The following is a 15,205-nucleotide window of genomic DNA, read 5'->3' on the forward strand; positions in this document are numbered from 1 at the left end:
TCATGCACCGCTGATCATGGGCTATCTGTCCCCAGGTACCCGGCCCCACTAATGAGCTCTTGGCGCATGACGGAACAACTAGTCGTTCACAGGTACGAACAACGCGATGACACCGGCCTCAGCTGGCCGCGCATCGTGGGTATCGCCTTTGTAATCGCATTGCATCTCGCCGCCCTGATGCTGCTCCTTATTCCCGCCGTGGCCCCCAAGGCCATCACGGAGAAGGAACGCAACATCATGGTGACCCTGGTCGACGCTCCGCCGCCGCCCCCACCGCCGCCGCCGCCGCCGCCGCCGACTGAAACGCCGCCGCCGCCGGTCAAGAACCTGTCGCCGCCCAAGCCCTCGCCGGTGCCGCCGCCGCCGCAGGCGCCGGTGATCGACGTGCCGGAACCGCGTCCGAACGACATCGTCACGCCGCCGAGTCCGCCGAGCCCGCCGCAGCCGCCGAGTTCCATCGAGGCCAGCGTCGATATCTCGTCCAAGGCCATGAATCCCCCGCGTTACCCGCCGGCTGCATTCCGCGCAGGTATCCAGGGTGAAGTGATCCTGATCATTGATGTCGATGCCAACGGCAACGTCACCAATGTGTCGGTCGAAAAGTCCAGCCGTAACCGCGATCTGGACCGTGCCGCGATGGAAGCCGCCCGTAAATGGCGCTTCAACGCTGCCGAATCGGGCGGGAAGAAAGCTGCAGGTCGCGTCCGCGTCCCGGTCAACTTTGCGCTGAATTGATGGTCCGGGTGGCCTGCCGGCCACCCACCCGTCACTTGAACCTAGCTACAACATTCATCACCACACACAACAAAGGTAAGCGTCATGCTGCAGGAACTCTTCATCGCCGCTGCTGCCGGGGGCAACCCGTCGAATGCCCTCTCGCAGATGGGCTTCGAGCATCTGATCCACGAAATGACCTCCAAGCCGGGTGACTTCGCCGTCTCCTGGGTCGTGCTTCTGACCCTGGTGATCATGTCGGCCATGTCCTGGTACTGGACCGTCATCAACATCTTCCGTGCTACCCGCCTGAAGAGCGCTGCTGACAAGGTCGTGAGCCTGTTCTGGGATACCCCGAACGCACAGGACGCCATCCGCGCCATGGAAGAACAGCCGGCTTCCGAGCCGTTCTCCAAGATCGCCCTGGACGCAGCCCAGGCTGCTGCCCACCACCAGCGTGCCGAAGGTGGCGCCACCGGTGGCCTGGGTGAAAACCTGAGCCGTTCGGAGTTCGTCGACCGCGCCCTGCGTCAGGCCGTGACCCGCGAAAGCAACAACCTGCAGTCGGGCATGACCCTGCTGGCCACCGTCGGTGCAACCGCTCCGTTCGTCGGTCTGCTCGGCACCGTGTGGGGCATCTACGGCGCGCTGATCAAGATCGGTGCAACCGGTTCGGCCTCCATCGACGCCGTTGCCGGCCCGGTGGGTGAAGCCCTGATCATGACCGCCATCGGTCTGTTCGTGGCAATCCCGGCCGTGTTCGCCTTCAACTTCTTCAGCAAGATCAACAGCGCCACGATCAGCAAGTTCGATACGTTCGCTCACGACCTGCACGACTTCTTCGCCACCGGTTCGCGCGTCCGCTAATTGCGACGCGCTGTACCCAGCGAGAACGTAGTCAACACGATCTAGACGGAGCCCGTTATGGCTTTCAGTAGTGGTAACAGCGGCGGCCCCATGGCCGACATCAACGTTACGCCCCTCGTGGACGTGATGCTGGTGCTGCTGATCATCTTCATCATCACGGCGCCCCTGATGTCCCATAAGGTCAAGGTCGACCTGCCCGAGGCAAACCTGGTGCAGAACCCTGACGATGCGGCTGATCGTAAGGGCCCCATCACCCTGGCGGTGAAGGAAGACGGCTCGATTTACTGGAACGACGAAGAAATCGACAAGCAGACTCTCGAGTCCCGCCTGGCGACCGCCGCCCAGCAGACCCCCCAGCCCCCGCTCAATCTGCGTGGTGACCGCACCACCAAGATGCGCGTCATCAACGAGATGACGAAGATCGCGCAGGAGCAGGGCATGCTCGACGTTGGCTTCGTGGCCACCAAAGAGAAGGGGCAGTAAGCCATGGCATTCAGTTCTGGTGGTGGCAAGGGCCCAATGGCCGACATCAACGTTACGCCCCTCGTGGACGTGATGCTGGTGCTGTTGATCATCTTCATCGTTACCGCGCCGATCATGACGTACCCGATCGCCGTGGACCTGCCGCAGCGCGTGCTCAACCCACCGCCGCAGCTGGTCGAACCGCCGCCGCCGATCGAGCTGCGGATCGACGCCAGCAACCAGGTGTTCTGGAACAACAGCCCGGTTGCAACGGCTGAGCTCCAGCAGCGTATGGAACAGGAAGTGCAGCGTGACCCGACCAACCAGCCCGAGCTGCGCATCGACGCCAGCCCGGACTCCGAGTACGACGTGATGGCCAAGGTTCTGGCCGCCGCGAAGAACGCGCAGATGAAGAAGATCGGGTTCCAGCAGCAACAGTAAGACGCAACATCAAGTCATGACGCGACTGGAAAGCGCCCCTGGAAACAGGGGCGCTTTTTTTTTAGCTATGATCCGCGCATGCTTGCCACCTACCCCGCGCTTGCCGAATGGCTCCACTGGCTGGATGCCGTTCCGCACCTGCGCCCGCTGCTCATTGCCGCCTACGTGCTCTACCTGCTGTGGCTGAGCGGCTGGATCATGCTGCAGAAGCGCGAACCGGTGGCCACCCTCAGCTGGATCCTGTCGCTGGCCGCACTGCCCTACCTGGGCCTGTTCGTGTACTACCTGCTGGGCCCGCAGAAAGTGAAGCGGCAGCGCCTGCGCCGTGGCCGCGCGCGTTCCGGCATGGAGCACTACAACAGCGTGTGTCCGCCGGATGCGGACTGCACCGAACTGGCCAAGATCGCCCAGGCCACCACCGGGCTGGCGCCCAGTTCGGCCACCGAAGTGGAGTGGCTGGTGGATGGCGCGCAGACCTATGCCGCGCTGTTGAAGGCCGTGGCCCAGGCACGCGACCACCTGCACGTGGAGTACTACATCTTCAATCCCGACCATGCGGGCACCGCGCTGCGCGATGCGCTGGTCGAGCGAGCCCGCGCCGGCGTGCGCGTGCGCCTGCTGCTGGATGCGGTGGGATCCTCCAGCATCCGCAACGCCTTCCTCAAGCCATTGCGTGAAGCCGGTGCCGAAGTCGCGTGGTTCCATCCGCGCCAGCTGCTCAAGCCGTTCAAGCGGCCGTGGATGAACATGCGCACCCACCGCAAGCTGGTGGTGATCGACGGCCGCATCGCCTTTACCGGTGGCATCAACATCACCGATGAAGAAGACGAAAGCCGCCGGCGCGATGCTTACCGCGACCTGCACATGCGCCTGGCCGGGCACGTCGTGCGCAGCCTGCAGCTGGTGTTCGTCGAAGACTGGATCTACGCCACCGGCGAGCCCCGGGAACGCTTCAACATCGCCCAGCTGTGGCCCAACGACATGCCCGGCCGCCAGGACGGCACGATCAACACGCAGGTGCTGGTCTCGGGCCCGGATTCCTCGTGGGAAACCATCCACCGGCTGCAGGTCGCCGCTATCCATGAGGCGCGCAAGCGCGTGTGGCTGGTCACGCCCTACTTCGTGCCCGGCGAAGCCGCACGCATGGCCCTGACTTCCGCGGCGCTCGGCGGCCTGGACGTGCGCCTGCTGGTGCCGAAGATGAGCGACTCCTGGTTCGTCACCCAGGCCGCGCGTTCGTACTTCGACGAACTGCTGCAGGCCGGGGTCAAGATCTACGAGTACGGTCCGCGCATGCTGCACACCAAGGCGTTCATCGCCGACCACGACGTGTGCATCGCCGGCAGCGCCAACTTCGACCACCGCAGCTTCCGGCTCAATTTCGAGCTCTCCATGATGATCAGCGACGAAGCGTGCGTGGCCGAACTGGAGAAGATCCTGGTGGCCGAATTCGCCGCCGCCAGCCCGGTGCGGGACGACCGCCGCCGCTCGCTGTGGCTGCACCGCGTGCCCGAGGCGTTCGCCCGCCTGGCCTCCCCGTTGCTGTAGCGGCCACGTGGAACCGGCCCCCGCCCCGGCGCTACACTGCGCAGGTCAACGGGGAGAATGACAATGTATTGGCTGTTCCTGCTGCTGTCGCTGGGCTGTTTCACCTTCGCCATCAAGACACCGTCCACCGGCCTGATGATGCTGTGGCTGGCCGGCGCACTGGTGTTCCTGCTGGCCTGGATCCGCGGCCGCTACCTGGCCAGCTTCGGCGGCAGCCAGCGCGATACCGCCGGCCCGCACGACATCTACAACGCGATCGACCCCGCCGAGCTGCGCCGGCTGCGTGAGCAGGCCCAGGCCCGCCGCGAAGCCGACCGCGACCCGAACGACCTTCCACCGAGCCTATGACCCACCTCAGCGTCAACGTGAACAAGATCGCCGTCCTGCGCAATTCGCGCGGCGGCCAGGACCCTGATGTACTGCAGGCCGCCACCGCCTGCCTGGACGCCGGCGCCCACGGCATCACCGTGCACCCGCGCCCCGACCGCCGGCATATCCATGCCGAGGACGTGCTCGCCCTCTCGGCGCTGACCACCGCGCGCGGCGTGGAATTCAACATCGAAGGCAACCCGTTCGCCCCGCCGCGCCCGGGCTACCCCGGCCTGCTGCCGCTGTGCGCGCAGACCCGCCCGGCCCAGGCCACCCTGGTGCCCGACAGCGACGGCCAGCTCACCTCCGACCACGGCTTCGATTTCAGCCGCGACGCCGAGCGCCTGCACCCGTTGATCGCGGAACTGAAGCGCTACGGCTGCCGCGTCAGCCTGTTCGTGGACGCCGGCAACCCCGACCTGGCCCAGGCGGCCGCGATCGGTGCCGACCGCATCGAGCTCTACACCGGCCCCTACGCCGAGGCGCACGCCGCAGGCGACGCCACCGTCATGCTGGCGCTGTTCGCCGACGCCGCCCGCCGTGCCCAGGCCGCCGGCCTGGGCGTCAATGCCGGCCACGACCTTTCCCAGGGAAACCTCCGCGATTTCCTGCAAACGGTGCCTAACGTCCTCGAAGTCTCCATCGGCCATGCCCTCATCAGCGAAGCCCTGTATGCCGGGCTGGACGCAACGGTAAAGGGCTACCTCGCCCTTCTTTGAGCGCGCTGTTCCGCGCACCTGCGTAGATCCGGGCCCTGCCCGGATGCTCCTGGCGTGCAACCAAAGGTCCCATAGCACCTGTGGATAACCTTGGGGATCAAACCACAACGATTCAGCCCAAACCCAACGCGGACGCGGATTCCGCTTCCCTCCGGCCCTGTGGTTAGTAATACTACTAACCCATGCGCAACGCTCCACCCGTCCCTGCGCTCCACACAACGTCTCAACCCCTGAGACGTCCCGCCGGTAGCCTCTGAAGATGGGTATCGCAATCAAAGGCCGTGGTTCCACCACGCATCTCGCCGGGCGTTTCGAAGTAACGGTCAGCGAAGCCATGGACGACGGCTGGGAACCGGAAACCAGCGAAGAATTCGCCGCCCCGCGCCTGCGTACCGAAGTGCGCGCCGAAACCGCGCGCAGCATCATCAGCCGCAACAAATCGCCCGACGTGGGCTTCAGCCAATCGGTGAATCCCTACCGCGGCTGCGAGCACGGCTGCTCGTACTGTTTCGCGCGCCCCTCGCACGCCTTTCTCAACCTGTCCCCGGGCCTGGACTTCGAAACCAAGCTGTTCGCCAAGACCAATGCCCCGCAGCTGCTGCGCAAGGAACTGTCGCGGCCTGCCTACACCCCGCAACCGATCGCCCTGGGCATCAACACCGACGCCTACCAGCCGATCGAACGCAAACTCAAACTCACCCGCCAGCTGATCGAAGTGATGCTGGACACCCAGCACCCGTTCTCGCTCATCACCAAGAACGCCCTGGTAGAGCGCGACATCGACCTGCTCGCGCCGCTGGCGGAGAAGAACCTGGTCAGCGTGCACTTCTCGGTGACCTCGCTGGACCCGCATCTGTCGGCGCGCCTTGAGCCGCGCGCATCGGCGCCACATGCGCGCCTGCGCGCCATGCGTCGCCTGCACGACGCCGGCATTCCGGTGGGCGTGATAGTGGCCCCGGTGATTCCCTGGATCAACGATGCGGAACTGGAAGCAGTGCTCGAAGCATCACGCGATGCCGGCGCCAGTACCGCCGGCTACGTGCTGCTGCGCCTTCCGCTGGAAGTGGCGCCGCTGTTCCGCGACTGGCTCGATACGCATCACCCCGACCGCGCCGCACACGTGATGAGCACCATCAACCAGCTGCGTGGCGGCAAGGATTACAACAGCGAGTTCGGCACCCGGATGCGCGGTGAAGGCGTCTACGCCGATTTGCTTTCCAGCCGCTTCAAGCTCGCCCGCAAGCGCCTTGGCTTCGATGCGAAGAACAGCCATTGGCCGAAGCTCGATTGCACGAAGTTCGTGCGGCCGCTGCCGCCGCGCGAGGATTCGCCGCAGGGGCAGCTGTTCTGAAGCGACTGTTGGCCGACAGGCTCCGTCGTTCGGCTCATCGCGTCACACACCTGGCAGCCCTTTCGCGCAGATCTGCGCATCGCGTGTCGTGAACTGCACACTAGGAATTGTCTGATTCCGCGACAACTGCAGTGACGGTCAAATCTCGACTGCGATGCGCGTCGCTGATTGGCTGCTCGATTCTCCACGGTTCCGAATGGTGCGTTCGCGCCTCCGTTTGCAGGTGATAGGTTCCGCCAGCGCCTGATCCGAGGCGAGCCGAACCGCTCATCGCAAAGGAGTCGAGCATGAAGCTCGCGTCTGTGCAGTCGTCCGCTCTATCAGCCTCACTGGCTGCAACAGCCATGCTATGGAGCGCTGAATCCCAAGCGCTCCGGCCAGGCGGGCCCTATCACCTGGACGATCCGATACCCAGCAATCTCGACACCGTCCACGTTACCGCGACACGGCCACCGCCCCCCCGACTACGATCCGTTCTCCAATCCGGTGAACCACCGCGGTGGACGATCGCCATACGGCCGCTATGGCTCGCTCCGCAGCAACACGGCAAAAGAGCAGGAAACCGACGACCGCAACGAAGACTGCGGCGAGAACGCAGGCAATCCCGTCGTCCTCTACACCGGCAACAAAGTCGAGCATGAACTGGACTTCAGCAGCCATGGCGAGATGGGCCCGCACCTGCAGCGCACCTACAACCACCACTGGAGCGCTGCCGGCGTCTTCGGCCATCACTGGCTGAGCAACCTGGATTACTCACTGGCGTTTTCCGCCGGTGACGCAGTGGCGTGGGCGCAGCGGCCTGATGGAAATGATAAGAACGAACGCCTTCTAAACTCTAAGGTTCCAAGTCTGCGATGAAAGTGAACAAGTTCAAAGCTGCGCTGTTCATCGCAGCGCCAGTCATTGCCAGCGGTGGATGTGCCAGAAGTGACGCGCCAAAAGTTGACGAAGACTATGCAGCGCTGGAGAGGGAAGAGCGCCCGGTATGTGCGCCACCCTCGGTGCCGGAGCTGCGTGCGTGGGGAAAGACCGGCATGTCGTCTGGGTGCTACATACAGCATGGAAGATTCTTGGTCGCCGAGGGCGGAACCATTCGTTTCATCAGTGAGTACGACCGCGGAAGTAGGGCGGGGCACTGGAAATGGTTCGACAGCTCAGGGAGGGTCTACAAGGAGAAAGACTACTCTATAGAACACGACACACCGGAGAAGGAAGCGCAATGAGAAGTCATCAATACCACTTCATCAAAGCTCGTTAAGGGGCATCCGCGAGCTGCAAAGCAGTCGCCACCATTCCAGAACAAGACGCAGCTATGAAAGATGAGATCCAGCGGATTGCGACAAATCCAGGGCAGTACACTTTCACTGGAAACAACTGTGTGAACTTCGTCAGGAGAGTGCTTCGAGAGGCGGGAATAGAATCTCCATCAACCATCAAGCCAAGCGAGTTCTTGGAGCATCTAGATCGAGTGACCCCATGAGGAGCGCGGCAAAATATGCTGTCTTAGGGTTCATGGCAGGCTGCGCAGTATCTATTCTTATCGCGCTTCTGCGGCTTGCGATTCTGCCGATGCTGGGGCAGCAGGCAGGATCCGCCCTTGGAGATGAAATCACGTCGGTACTTTGGCCAAGCTCGCTATTGCTGATGGTGGCGTCGGATTGGAGTCCCGAGTCGGTCCTGATCCTGTTCTCTGCCATCGCCATCAACGGACTGATGTACTCCATTGTATTTCTGTTGATACGTGCCGTCTGCAAGCTTCTCAGATGAGCGTAAGCCTAGCAATCAAAGTCGGATGCGCATGGCACACAAGGTGAAGCGAGCTGGCGGGAAGCCACCAAGAGCGCATGTCGAACAGTTGACGACTTCGCGTATCAGGACATGACCTACCCAGGCGTATTCCGCGCTCTGTGGAAGATGATAGAGAAGCGCGACGACGCAGGAGGCAATAGACGCGAGGATCCATGCCAATAGTCAACGCAATGACTTTCTGTTGCCCTGCCTGCAGTGCCCAGGGGCAGCATTTTCTATCACTGACATGCCTCGACCAAGTCGCTAAGACCAAATGCAAGAAGTGTGGATCGTCAATAAAATCGAGAATAACGTCTGGCAAGCACATGGTACTGATCATCTACGACCAAGCATTTGTAGTCGTACTTGGCCTGCCGCTCATAGCTGCGCTGATCAGTGAAACCTGGTGTCTAGCTACAGTATGCATTGCAGCGTTCATGATTCTTGCCGTGCCGCCTGCACTGGTACTTCATGCAAGAAGCCCAGAGCTGGAAGCAGACAAGCGTATCGCTGAGAGCAGAAGAAGTTACGGGCGAAAGAATGACCATCTATAAGGGCATGCATGAATCGCCAATCGTCGCGAACCAGGGCGGCAGTGACGCTATTCGCCCGCCTGTTCTTCTACTTCTGGCAAAAACCATGCACAAACGACCATCTGGATTCAGAGGTTGGCATCAGCGGGCGTTCGCGTGCAGGTGGTTGCGACTCGTCTACTGGGGAGGGGTGATCTCCTTTGCACTCCTCCCGATCGGATTCGCAGTGGAGCTGGTTGGGAAGCTCGTGCACGGAGTGTCTCTCGGAGAGGAGGACGCCATCGGATCCGCATTCGCTCTATTCGGAATCATATCGGCAACGTACACGTATCGTGAGTTCCTAATGGAGCGCGCCAGGAGCAAGAAGTAGCGAAAAGACACGACGAGGATCGTCGCGCGTTGGGGCTATGAACGAGTGCATTGGCAAGTTGGTGCCGAGTGCATCAGCTCAATGGGCCGTCAGCCCGCTGATCGGTATCGATGATTTCCCTAATGAGCTGTCAGGGTGAAAAAAGCAATGAATACGTGGCTGAGGACATACAACTGGTTGGCTGGACTTGCATTCCTTGCCATCTCAATGCGGGTGGTGCATGTCGTAATTACCACCTTGACCAAGGGAGAGTCGCTTGATGGCTACCACTGGGCAATGTGCTTCTTCGCAGTCCTATCGTTCTATGTAAGCTACATGCATATCCGAGCAGTAATCAGAGCATCAAGGAACGGTAGTCGATAGCCCTTACAAGCGCCGCGCCTTCAGACTAGCAGGCGTGGTGCGATCTCCAGCATCGATGCGGTATGCGAATTCATGCGAGAACGATCAAAGATCATAGTTGGACATTGCACGTTCTTCGTTGTCTACATAGGTGGGCTGGTAACGTTCTGGAGCTTGCCAGGATTGATATCGGAAGCGTCGCCCGTGTTCGCCATAGTTTGGCTTTTCGCCACCTCCAAAGGATTGAAGTGGTTCTTCGTCCGAATCGGATGGACGACAAATGAGAGGGAGAAGTAGCTTTAGGACAGGCAGTGCCCACAGGAGTGGATTGAGGGAATCGACCGCCAAACAAGGTGATGCGCGAAATAAGTGAACCAGTTCTGGCGGGGGCTCACACTTACCCTTCTGGTCGTCGAATGCCTGGCCGGGCTTAAGTAGTTACATCAAGCCAGAGATTAATAATGATGTCGGAGCGTGGAAGAAGGCTTCTCGTAAACTGCGTTTTCATGCTGGTTAGCTTGGGCGGAATCACAGGCATCTGGAACCTCCCAAGCCCCCTATCGGACTTCTCAATCCTGCTAGGAATAGGGTGGGTGTACCTTACATCCAGATCCATGAGGTGGCTCGTCATCAGAACTGGATGGTCCACAAAGGAGAGAGAGGGATAGTTTCAGGAAGTGAACATCGTTGCAGCGTTGCATTGGGAAAGATGACAGTTGAAGCTGATCATCTTCGGAGCAGCTCGACCCGCGCGCTGGGCATGTTGGCCTTTGCGCTGACGGTTGCGAGAAGGGATGGCGTTCGCGGACATGATTGACGATACCTTGGCTTACACTTCGGCGATCTGCAGACGGCCATCTGGAGCTGGGAACAAGGAGTTGTCCGGCAATGAAGCACAGAACACGCCTCTGGGTCGGTTTCCTCCTCGCGTGGATCGCGCTGCCATGGGTGCTCGACCTTGGCAATGACCTGATCACGTTCGCCTTGCACCAGCTCTACTACTGGCCCTTTGCATACTGGCTGGGCGAGCCATTCTTCATGCCCGACAGTGAAGTAGGCTTCTTCGTGCAGCCTTCTGGCAGGGCAATGGTAGCGTGCATCTATCTGGTGCTTGCTGGCGCCGCCCTCATGCTGCGCCGTCGCAGGCGCAAGCGATTTCAACGGAGCGCGTGATGGACATCGAGAGCTACCTCGCACTCATGCACTTCCACCCCAGGTGGAAAGAGTACGGCCTGGTGCCAGAAGATCATCTGCGGTTGCTGATGGAGACCTACGAACCTGGCATGGAGAATGCCTCCGAACACGACCGCAACGGCGTCTTCCACTGGTGGTTGAAGCAGTCTCCATCGAAGGATGTGCTGGTGAAGCTGGTCGAGCTCACCTACCTGGATGCTGACCAGCTGATGGCCGACGACGTCAGAAGACATATCACCACGAGTGAGCGCTTTGACAGTGAGGTAGCGCGGGCCATCACCCACGGCGCCGTCAGAGAGCGTTGAGCTGATAGCTCCCTGGCGCCCGCCCGCGCATGCAGGAAGTGAAGACGCAGGTCTCACCGATTTCACCTGCCTTCGCGCAGCCTCTGGGTGCCAGCTGCACATGCAGCATCCAGACGGAGCGCAGTACCGATGAACACCCGCGTTGATTACCCCGATCGAGGCGCCCTCGGGCCCGACATCGCCGTTGTGACTGAAACTTCCGTCATCGAACCTGCGCCCGAAAGCGCGGTGTCCTGGGGCGCGATCCTGGCAGGTGCCGTCGCCGCCGCCGCGCTGTCGCTCGTCCTGCTGATCCTCGGCGTTGGCCTTGGCCTGTCCTCGGTATCGCCGTGGGCATTTGATGGCGTCTCCAAGGAAACCTTCGGCTGGGGCAGCATCGTCTGGCTAACCTTCACCGCGCTGGCCGCCTCCGGCCTCGGCGGGTACCTGGCCGGCCGCCTGCGCACCAAGTGGACCCGCCTGCACGGCGACGAAACCTACTTCCGCGATACCGCCCATGGCTTCGTCTCCTGGGCTGTCGCTACCCTCCTCACCGCAGGCCTGCTGACCTCGGCCATTGGCGGCGTGCTCGGCACGGGCGTCAAAGCTGTCGGCGCAACCGCAGGCGCTGCAGCGTCCACCGCCGGGGTTGCTGCCGCAGGCGCCGGCACCGCCGTCGCAGGTTCGGACCAGGGCGATCTGAACTACTGGGTGGACTCGCTGTTCCGCAATGGCAGCATGCCGGCACCCATGCCCGGCCAGGCGCCGGCCGATCCTGCCGCACCGGTCGATCCGTCGGCGATGGTTCCGGGCGTCGGCCCTGCCAACGCTGCGCCGCCGCGACCGCTGCCCCCGCAGGGGCCGCGCCCGGGCGGCGACCGCCGTGAAGTGCGCGCGGAGGTGAACCGCATCATCGTCACCAGCCTGCAGTCCGATGGCCTCAACCCGGCAGACAAGCAGTACCTGGCGCAGGTGATCGCCCGCGAGACCGGCATGAGTCAGGCGGAGGCAGAAGCGCGTGTCACCGAGACCCAGACCCGCATGCGTGCCGCGCTGGAAGACGCAAAGAACAAGGCCAAGGAAGTAGCCGACGACGCCCGCAAGGCCACGGCCTACGCGGCGCTGTGGCTGTTCATCACGCTGCTGATCGGTGCCTTCTTCGCCAGCCTCAGCGCCACGTGGGGCGGCCGTCGCCGCGACCTGTAACTTCCCAATCGAACAAGGAGACTTCCCATGAAGACCCTGCTGCTATGGGCACTCGGCGTACCGATCCCGCTGTTGATCCTCTACGCGATCTTCTTCTGAGCATCGCAACCCTGTAGACCATCAGGCCGCCACTGGGCGGCCTGATGCGTTGCGCAGTAAACTTGCTCTGGAAGTAGAACCCCACAGCGCAAACGGAATGCCTCATGACCATTACCCAAGGGAAGCCGCATCAGCGCGGCGCAACCACCAAGATTCTCATCACGCTGCTTGTTGGCGTCTTGTTCGCCCCAGCAGCGCAGGCGATCGACGCTACGCAATGGCAGGCCGTAGCACCCGCCATCCAGGCAGCTGTTGAATGCCGCGCCAAGCCGGATACGACCGCCGCCGCCTGGAAAGCCCTGCCTCGTGACGAATCCGGCGGCATTGAGGCCATCAAGCCACCTGCGCCTTTCACGGTGTTCGGTCTGCCGGTGCAGGAAGTGTCCATCTTCATCGACCCGGACGGCGAGCTGGGTGAGAGCTACACCGCGACCCTCGGTACCAACGCGGTTGCGGTGCGCAAAGCTGCAAAACTCAGCACGGCGGGTGGACGCACGACCACGATGGGTGAGCTCATGCTCAGCGACGGCGGAGCGCCGCAGCTGACCTGCACGGTTGCGGGCACGTACGATGAAAGCGACTATCAGGAAAACTGATCGATCAGCTGGCTTCAACTAAACAAGGAAGTTCAATGACAACCACCAAGTCAGTGAAGACGATTCTCGCGGTGCTGATAGCCCTGTTCGGAATGTTCGTCCTGGGGTATCAGGTAGGGAAGCACCTCGCCAAGGCCGAAAATGCATCCGAGTCGGCTAGGACCTCGCCGTTGAGCCAAGCCGACTACTCGCCATCCCGCCCGGCTAGCTTCATCACCCAGCCAGGCACCGTGGGTTCGCCCGCGTAGAACGCCTTCGGCATCTTCTCGGCCATCGCCCAGCGCTGGATCCAGCTCATGCCACTGCCGCCGTTGTAACCGTCGGCGTGCTGGTAGGCAGGATCCTGCGCCGCTGCTTCCAGCGAGATGAAGCGGTAGCCGCGCCGACGGGTGGCGGCTACCAGCTCGCCCACGGAATCGGCATTGAGCGCGTTGGCATGCATCAGCCAGACCTGTGCCGGCACCCGGCCGAGTAGTTCCTGCGACTTCTGTTCGTAGTAGTCCAGCTTGTTGAGCATGTACGGCACGTAGCCACGACGCAGCTGCTGCATCAGGGCGTCCCGCTTGGCGGGGTCGGTCTCGGTATCGCGCACGTGGTCGTACGCAAAGGCCCAGATCCATTCGCTGTTATCGATTGTGACCGGGGCGATCTCATAGCCGTGCTGCTTCAGGAATGCGGCAAGTTCCGCGCGCGCCTCCGGTGACTGCCCGGCATGCAGGTACGGGTGCCGGAACCAGCGTGGGACCTGCCCGGTTTCGGCCAGCAGCGGGCGCAGGGTGGCTTCACCGCGCAGGATGTCCTGCTCGTAGGCCTCCAGCGGCATCGCATGCAGGTCGACATGCCCGAAGGTGTGGTTGCCCAGCTCGAACCCGGCATCACGCCAGTCGCGCAGCATCTGCACGCGCGTGGGTTGCACCTGGCCGCCGACCTCAAGCTTGGCTTCGTTGACGAAGCCCACCACCGGGACGTTGGCCCGCTTCAGCGCGGCAAGCAATCTGGCGTGTTGGGCGGCGAGATCCGGCTCGGCACGTTCACCCAGCCGCTGCCACGGAAGATCGTCGATGGTCAGCGCGATGCGCCGATCCGGCTCAGCCGCATGGGCGATACCCGAAATGCACGCGAGCGCCAGAACGACACACCAAGCCCATCCACTTCGCACCCGCAGCTCCCATCGTAATAGCCGGGCCAGCATAGCGCCGTCTCCGGTCACCCTCAAACGCTGGGCCCAGGTAGCCACTACCTGTTGTGCCCGCGCCGGCGGTATGGTGGCGAGAACTTCCGGAGCTACCCATGAAGACTCCAGGCAAACCAACCTCCCAGACGCAGAATTCGGAATCGGGGACGCCCTCGGCGTTGTTCGTCGCATTGCGCGATCTGCTGCTGGCCCACAAGGATGCGCTGGCGGTCGTGCACGATACCGACACCCACTTCTACGCCAACTGCAGGAACGCTGACAGCAAGGGCAAGGCGCAGTTCTTCGGAGCGGTGAAAGTCTCTGCCAGAAAGCATGCCTTCCACTTCATGCCGGTCTACGACTTTCCCGAGCTGGTGCTGGGCCTCAGCCCTGCCCTGAAGAAGCACATGCAGGGGAAATCATGCTTCAACTTTGACGTCATGGATCCCAACCTGCTGCAGGAGCTCGAGCAGCTGATTGAACACGGCGTTTCCCGTTACAAGAAAGCTGGCAAGCTCTGAGGGAACGGCCAGATCCGCGCAGGCCGTCAATGGGTAGCGGGCCAAGGCGCTTGTCGCAGTATTTGAGAGGCGGAATGGTAAGACTCTCACGCATGCTCCCGCCCGACTTCCGATGGATCAAACCCGCCGCCACCGCCTACGACGAGACGGTGATCGCCCATGGCGATACCTGGGTGGTCCACATCTATCAACCCGAGCGAGGCAGGCAATGGGTGGCCATGCTTGATGCGCATCGCGAGCCGGAAGGACGGCGGCATCGCCGTTGTACCGCCTTTGCGAGCGGGAAAACCGGCGCCGAGCTATGGGTGCAGCGGGAGCAGGCGCGGCTTCGCTTGGAGGTCCAGCAGCGCCTGGGATGACTCAGCTGCCATCACCACGGGTCCGCCGTGCTTTTGCGCGGCGGAACCACAACCACCCAACAACACCTACCAAGGCGGCGGCGATCAGGTACGGGCCGAAGGTTCCAATAAACCAGCCCACGTACCAGCCCAGCTTGTAACCCGCGCTATAGCCTGCTTCGTGGGAAGCGGTATCGGCCGCTGCAGCCAATGGAGCAAATACCGAGAGCATGCTCAAACGTTGAAATGCCTTTTTCATGAAGCTCCTTTGTTGTTCACGTTGATCAGC

Annotated in this window: 20 protein-coding genes; 18 read left to right on the forward strand and 2 right to left on the reverse strand. The window is 62.1% G+C overall.

What is annotated here, in order from left to right; translation table 11 throughout:
- The first annotated feature begins 66 nt into the window (after window positions 1–66).
- The 16 genes from NMB40_RS18280 (at window position 67) to NMB40_RS18355 (ending at window position 12,883) form a co-directional block, all read left to right on the forward strand.
- Window positions 67–735: an energy transducer TonB gene (locus NMB40_RS18280; RefSeq protein WP_448143948.1), complete on the forward strand. Its 669-nt coding sequence runs from the start codon at window positions 67–69 to the stop codon at window positions 733–735.
- A gap of 84 nt (window positions 736–819) precedes the next feature.
- Window positions 820–1,581: a TonB-system energizer ExbB gene (exbB, locus tag NMB40_RS18285; protein WP_068848033.1), complete on the forward strand. Its 762-nt coding sequence runs from the start codon at window positions 820–822 to the stop codon at window positions 1,579–1,581.
- A 57-nt stretch (window positions 1,582–1,638) separates the two neighbouring features.
- On the forward strand, window positions 1,639–2,064 hold the full coding sequence (locus tag NMB40_RS18290) for an ExbD/TolR family protein (RefSeq protein WP_282244029.1): 426 nt from the start codon (window positions 1,639–1,641) through the stop codon (window positions 2,062–2,064).
- A gap of 3 nt (window positions 2,065–2,067) precedes the next feature.
- Window positions 2,068–2,484 carry an ExbD/TolR family protein gene (locus tag NMB40_RS18295; protein ID WP_068848037.1) on the forward strand — a complete coding sequence of 139 codons (417 nt, stop codon included), beginning with the start codon at window positions 2,068–2,070 and terminating at the stop codon, window positions 2,482–2,484.
- 78 nt (window positions 2,485–2,562) lie between these two features.
- Complete coding sequence (cls, locus tag NMB40_RS18300; RefSeq protein WP_494359349.1) at window positions 2,563–4,032, forward strand: cardiolipin synthase; 1,470 nt, start codon at window positions 2,563–2,565, stop codon at window positions 4,030–4,032.
- Between the two features lie 63 nt (window positions 4,033–4,095).
- Window positions 4,096–4,380 carry a hypothetical protein gene (locus NMB40_RS18305; protein ID WP_320458474.1) on the forward strand — a complete coding sequence of 95 codons (285 nt, stop codon included), beginning with the start codon at window positions 4,096–4,098 and terminating at the stop codon, window positions 4,378–4,380.
- Complete coding sequence (locus NMB40_RS18310) at window positions 4,377–5,120, forward strand: pyridoxine 5'-phosphate synthase (protein ID WP_494359350.1); 744 nt, start codon at window positions 4,377–4,379, stop codon at window positions 5,118–5,120. Before NMB40_RS18305 ends, NMB40_RS18310 begins: the two co-directional genes overlap by 4 nt.
- Before the next feature lie 259 nt (window positions 5,121–5,379).
- Window positions 5,380–6,471, forward strand: a complete 1,092-nt coding sequence (locus NMB40_RS18315) for a PA0069 family radical SAM protein (RefSeq protein WP_494359351.1) — start codon at window positions 5,380–5,382, stop codon at window positions 6,469–6,471.
- A gap of 486 nt (window positions 6,472–6,957) precedes the next feature.
- Entirely contained in the window at window positions 6,958–7,329 is a 372-nt protein-coding gene (locus NMB40_RS18320) for a DUF6531 domain-containing protein (RefSeq protein WP_494359352.1), read from the forward strand.
- Entirely contained in the window at window positions 7,326–7,694 is a 369-nt protein-coding gene (locus tag NMB40_RS18325; protein WP_494359353.1) for a hypothetical protein, read from the forward strand. The genes NMB40_RS18320 and NMB40_RS18325 overlap by 4 nt, the downstream gene beginning before the upstream one ends.
- 253 nt (window positions 7,695–7,947) lie before the next feature.
- Window positions 7,948–8,238, forward strand: coding sequence for a hypothetical protein (locus NMB40_RS18330; protein ID WP_494359354.1), 291 nt, complete (start codon window positions 7,948–7,950; stop codon window positions 8,236–8,238).
- A 347-nt stretch (window positions 8,239–8,585) separates the two neighbouring features.
- Entirely contained in the window at window positions 8,586–8,813 is a 228-nt protein-coding gene (locus NMB40_RS18335; RefSeq protein WP_494359355.1) for a hypothetical protein, read from the forward strand.
- 1,579 nt (window positions 8,814–10,392) lie between these two features.
- Window positions 10,393–10,677 (forward strand): hypothetical protein, encoded by a 285-nt coding sequence (locus tag NMB40_RS18340; protein ID WP_494359356.1) that lies wholly within the window; start codon window positions 10,393–10,395, stop codon window positions 10,675–10,677.
- Window positions 10,677–11,003: a hypothetical protein gene (locus NMB40_RS18345; protein ID WP_494359357.1), complete on the forward strand. Its 327-nt coding sequence runs from the start codon at window positions 10,677–10,679 to the stop codon at window positions 11,001–11,003. Before NMB40_RS18340 ends, NMB40_RS18345 begins: the two co-directional genes overlap by 1 nt.
- Before the next feature lie 129 nt (window positions 11,004–11,132).
- Window positions 11,133–12,188, forward strand: a complete 1,056-nt coding sequence (locus NMB40_RS18350; protein WP_494359358.1) for a hypothetical protein — start codon at window positions 11,133–11,135, stop codon at window positions 12,186–12,188.
- 203 nt (window positions 12,189–12,391) lie between these two features.
- A complete protein-coding gene (locus tag NMB40_RS18355; RefSeq protein WP_494359359.1) occupies window positions 12,392–12,883 on the forward strand; it encodes a hypothetical protein in 492 nt (163 codons plus the stop codon).
- Between the two features lie 184 nt (window positions 12,884–13,067).
- Here the strand turns inward: NMB40_RS18355 and NMB40_RS18360 are convergent, their stop codons facing one another.
- Window positions 13,068–14,075, reverse strand: a complete 1,008-nt coding sequence (locus NMB40_RS18360) for a polysaccharide deacetylase family protein (protein WP_494359360.1) — start codon at window positions 14,073–14,075, stop codon at window positions 13,068–13,070.
- Window positions 14,076–14,173: 98 nt separating this feature from the next.
- Between NMB40_RS18360 and NMB40_RS18365 the strand changes: the two genes are divergently transcribed.
- Window positions 14,174–14,578 (forward strand): hypothetical protein, encoded by a 405-nt coding sequence (locus NMB40_RS18365; RefSeq protein ID WP_494359361.1) that lies wholly within the window; start codon window positions 14,174–14,176, stop codon window positions 14,576–14,578.
- 92 nt (window positions 14,579–14,670) lie between these two features.
- Window positions 14,671–14,937 (forward strand): hypothetical protein, encoded by a 267-nt coding sequence (locus NMB40_RS18370; protein WP_494359362.1) that lies wholly within the window; start codon window positions 14,671–14,673, stop codon window positions 14,935–14,937.
- Between the two features lies 1 nt (window position 14,938).
- On the opposite strand, the gene NMB40_RS18375 is transcribed toward NMB40_RS18370, so the two are convergent.
- Window positions 14,939–15,175 carry a hypothetical protein gene (locus tag NMB40_RS18375; RefSeq protein ID WP_494359363.1) on the reverse strand — a complete coding sequence of 79 codons (237 nt, stop codon included), beginning with the start codon at window positions 15,173–15,175 and terminating at the stop codon, window positions 14,939–14,941.
- Between the last annotated feature and the right edge of the window lie 30 nt (window positions 15,176–15,205).

Source organism: Stenotrophomonas sp. FBCC-B152, from assembly GCF_059134105.1.

Bases quoted from the DNA above. Each gene is read 5' to 3' on its own strand.
- NMB40_RS18280 (WP_448143948.1), top strand. From the start codon at position 67: ATGACGGAACAACTAGTCGTTCACAGGTACGAACAACGCGATGACACC.
- exbB (WP_068848033.1), top strand. From the start codon at position 820: ATGCTGCAGGAACTCTTCATCGCCGCTGCTGCCGGGGGCAACCCGTCG.
- NMB40_RS18290 (WP_282244029.1), top strand. From the start codon at position 1,639: ATGGCTTTCAGTAGTGGTAACAGCGGCGGCCCCATGGCCGACATCAAC.
- NMB40_RS18295 (WP_068848037.1), top strand. From the start codon at position 2,068: ATGGCATTCAGTTCTGGTGGTGGCAAGGGCCCAATGGCCGACATCAAC.
- cls (WP_494359349.1), top strand. From the start codon at position 2,563: ATGCTTGCCACCTACCCCGCGCTTGCCGAATGGCTCCACTGGCTGGAT.
- NMB40_RS18305 (WP_320458474.1), top strand. From the start codon at position 4,096: ATGTATTGGCTGTTCCTGCTGCTGTCGCTGGGCTGTTTCACCTTCGCC.
- NMB40_RS18310 (WP_494359350.1), top strand. From the start codon at position 4,377: ATGACCCACCTCAGCGTCAACGTGAACAAGATCGCCGTCCTGCGCAAT.
- NMB40_RS18315 (WP_494359351.1), top strand. From the start codon at position 5,380: ATGGGTATCGCAATCAAAGGCCGTGGTTCCACCACGCATCTCGCCGGG.
- NMB40_RS18325 (WP_494359353.1), top strand. From the start codon at position 7,326: ATGAAAGTGAACAAGTTCAAAGCTGCGCTGTTCATCGCAGCGCCAGTC.
- NMB40_RS18330 (WP_494359354.1), top strand. From the start codon at position 7,948: ATGAGGAGCGCGGCAAAATATGCTGTCTTAGGGTTCATGGCAGGCTGC.
- NMB40_RS18335 (WP_494359355.1), top strand. From the start codon at position 8,586: ATGGTACTGATCATCTACGACCAAGCATTTGTAGTCGTACTTGGCCTG.
- NMB40_RS18340 (WP_494359356.1), top strand. From the start codon at position 10,393: ATGAAGCACAGAACACGCCTCTGGGTCGGTTTCCTCCTCGCGTGGATC.
- NMB40_RS18345 (WP_494359357.1), top strand. From the start codon at position 10,677: ATGGACATCGAGAGCTACCTCGCACTCATGCACTTCCACCCCAGGTGG.
- NMB40_RS18350 (WP_494359358.1), top strand. From the start codon at position 11,133: ATGAACACCCGCGTTGATTACCCCGATCGAGGCGCCCTCGGGCCCGAC.
- NMB40_RS18355 (WP_494359359.1), top strand. From the start codon at position 12,392: ATGACCATTACCCAAGGGAAGCCGCATCAGCGCGGCGCAACCACCAAG.
- NMB40_RS18360 (WP_494359360.1), bottom strand. From the start codon at position 14,075: ATGCTGGCCCGGCTATTACGATGGGAGCTGCGGGTGCGAAGTGGATGG.
- NMB40_RS18365 (WP_494359361.1), top strand. From the start codon at position 14,174: ATGAAGACTCCAGGCAAACCAACCTCCCAGACGCAGAATTCGGAATCG.
- NMB40_RS18370 (WP_494359362.1), top strand. From the start codon at position 14,671: ATGCTCCCGCCCGACTTCCGATGGATCAAACCCGCCGCCACCGCCTAC.
- NMB40_RS18375 (WP_494359363.1), bottom strand. From the start codon at position 15,175: ATGAAAAAGGCATTTCAACGTTTGAGCATGCTCTCGGTATTTGCTCCA.